Annotated in this window: 1 protein-coding gene and 3 pseudogenes; all 4 read left to right on the top strand. The window is 61.3% G+C overall.

What is annotated here, in order from left to right; genetic code table 11:
- On the top strand, positions 1–497 hold a 497-nt coding region (locus ACS5Q1_RS47315), incomplete at its 5' end, for an ATP-binding cassette domain-containing protein (RefSeq protein ID WP_473104693.1).
- A 54-nt stretch (positions 498–551) separates the two neighbouring features.
- A pseudogene (locus ACS5Q1_RS47310) lies at positions 552–1,433 on the top strand (putative PEP-binding protein); the annotation flags it as partial.
- Positions 1,434–1,551: 118 nt separating this feature from the next.
- Positions 1,552–2,431 (top strand): annotated as a pseudogene (locus tag ACS5Q1_RS47305) (3-hydroxybutyryl-CoA dehydrogenase).
- 48 nt (positions 2,432–2,479) lie between these two features.
- Positions 2,480–3,032, top strand: a pseudogene (locus ACS5Q1_RS47300) (Re/Si-specific NAD(P)(+) transhydrogenase subunit alpha); the annotation flags it as partial.

Below are 3,032 nucleotides of genomic sequence, written 5' to 3'. Positions count from 1 at the left end.
ACATCCACGAGCGCACCGGCACGACGACGGTCTTCGTCACCCATGATCAGGATGAGGCCCTGGAATTGGCAGACCGGGTCGCTGTCCTGAACCGTGGACATCTCGAGCAGGTTGGCAGTCCCGATGAGGTGCAGGACTACCCTGCGACACCCTTCGTGATGACCTTTCTCGGTCAGGCCGCCCGCTTCAATGCCGAAATTCGCGATGGGCGGGTGCTGGTGAGTGGGAAGCCTGCTCCTGTGGCTGCACCGAAGTCCACTATTGGCCCGGCGAGTCTCTACTGCCGGCCCTGGCACCTGAAGCCGGTACCCGCCGGCCATGGACACCATCAGGGTATTGTCAGTGGCGTTCGGCGTCTCGGATCCATGCGCCGGATCGAGGTCTCGCAAGCCGATGGGAAGAAGCTCGAGGTTGAGGTTGCTCTTGTGACGAACCTGAGAGTCGGCGAGGAGATCGGCCTGGACATCCTGGGCGGTGTGATCTTCCATGAAAACTGACAGTGCCGATATCAGGGATTGTTTAACGCCTGTGAAGATAGGGCAGGCGAGGCGGGCCGCCGCGCGGCTCTGTCCAAGCTGTTGCCGAATCATGAGCGGCTTGTGCAGCGGGCGGACTTTGTCGCGCTGTTCACCCCTGTCACAATCCGCCTGCTCGATCCGCCGCTGCACCAGTTTCTGCCGCACTCGGAGGACGAGATGCAGGAAGTCGTCAAGGCGATGAATGCGCCGGTGGAGAAGCTCAAGCGCCGCGCCATCGAGCTGCATGAGTTCAACCCGATGCTCGGCTTCCGCGGCTGCCGTCTGGCGGTGGCGTACCCTGCGATCGCCGAGATGCAGACGCGTGTCATTTTCGAGGCCGCGGTGGAAGCCGGAAAGACCACTGGTCAGCCCGTCGTACCGGAGGTCATGGTGCCGCTCGTCATGACGAAGCCGGAGCTCGACCTCGTGAAGGAGCGCATCGTCGCCATGGCGGAAGCGGTCCGTAAGGAAAGCGGCGTGACGGTCGAGTATCAGGTCGGCACGATGATCGAATTGCCGCGCGCAGCTCTGCGCGCCGGTGAAATCGCGGAATCGGCCGAGTTCTTCTCCTTCGGCACGAACGATCTGACGCAGACGACGCTCGGCATCTCGCGCGACGATGCGGCATCCTTCCTCGGCCCGTACACGCAGAAAGGCTTGCTGCCGGCCGATCCCTTCGTCACCATCGATCAGGACGGCGTGGGCGAGTTGGTGAAGCTCGCGGCCGAACGCGGCAGGGCGTTCCGGAGCGGCATCAAGCTCGGGATCTGCGGCGATCCGGCGTCGATCCATTTCTGCCACGAGACGGATCTCGATTACGTGTCCTGCTCGCCCTACCGAATTCCAATTGCCCGTCTGGCTGCTGCACAGGCGAGTCTCAAGCAGCACGACAGAAGGATTGACTCATGCGGATGACGGTCTCCCTGAATACCGATCACAGGCTGGACTGTGAGTTTTGCGTGATGAGTTCACTCTATCGAGGTTCCACCACTGCCGTACGACTAAGACGTCGCAAGATATTTTGGGTGCAGGAATGAGTACGATCAAGACAATCGGCGTAATCGGCGCAGGGCAGATGGGCAGCGGTATCGCCCATGTTTGCTCACGTGCGGGCTTCAATGTCCGGCTCAATGATCTCACCGAGGATAGGATTAGTGCCAGCCTCGCCATGGTCGACGAGAACATGGTCCGTCAAGTTGCGAAGGGTACGATCACCGACGCGGAGCGGCAGGCTGCACTCAAGCTCATCAAGCCAGCCCACTCTTTTGCCGATTTGTCCGCTTGCGATATTGTCATTGAGGCCGCGACTGAGAACGAGGAGGTGAAGCGCAAGATTTTCACCAGTCTCTGTGCGTCGCTTCGCTCGGATGCGATAGTTGCCACCAATACGTCATCAATCTCAATCACGCGACTCGCAGCAGCGACCGACCGGCCGGAAAAGTTCATTGGTATTCACTTCATGAACCCCGTGCCAGTGATGCAGCTCGTTGAGCTGATCCGCGGCATCGTCACTGATGATCTGACCTATCAGGCCACCAGAGAATTTATCAACACGCTCGGCAAGACGATCACGGTGGCTGAAGATTTCCCGGCCTTCATCGTCCACCGCATCCTGCTGTCAATGGTCAACGAGGCGATCTATACCCTCTATGAAGGGGGTCGGATCGGTCGAAGGCATTGACGCCGCCATGCGGCTCGGCGCTAATCACCCCATGGGCCCCCTCCAGCTCGCGGATTTCATCGGCCTCGACACCTGTCTGTTGATCATGCAGGCCCTCCATGAAGGGTTGGCCGATCCCAAGTACCGCCCATGCCCTCTTCTCGTGAAGTACGTGGAGGCTGGCTGGCTCGGTCGAAAGACGATGCGCGGCTTCTACGATTATAGAGGCGAGAAGCCGGTTCCGACACGGTAGGACGAGCATAGGGCAGAATGACCCAGCTGACACATATGGAATAGTGCAATGAAGATTGGAGCTCTGAAAGAGACATTTGAGGGCGAGGCGCGGGTTGCGCTGACGCCTGAGTCTGCCCTCCAGCTGCAGAAGCTGGGTCACACCTGCTTTGTCGAGGCCGGGGCAGGGGAGAAGGCGGGCTTTTCGGATGCCGCCTACACTGCGGCCGGGGTGAGCATCGTGCCGGATGCGGCAGCCCTCTCTGCTGCCACCGACGTGCTCACGAAGGTGCGTCCGCCGACAGAGGAAGAGGTCAACCTCCTCCGCCAGGGCCAGACGCTGATCTCGTTCTTCTGGCCTGCTCAGAACACCGATCTGCTGGAACAGGCGAGGGCGCAGGGCGCCACCGTGATTGCCATGGACATGGTGCCGCGCATCTCGCGGGCCCAGAAGATGGACGCGCTCTCCTCGATGGCCAACATCGCCGGCTACCGTGCCGTGATCGCGGCCGGCAACGCCTTCGGCCGCTTCTTCACCGGCCAGGTCACCGCCGCCGGCAAGGTGCCGCCGGCCAAGGTGTTGGTGGTGGGGGCCGGCGTGGCAGGGCTCGCGGCCATCGGCA

The organism is Microvirga sp. GN3 (assembly GCF_055792825.1).
The sequence above is the reverse complement of the archived record's forward strand: the minus strand, read 5'-3'. Positions and strand labels throughout refer to the sequence as shown.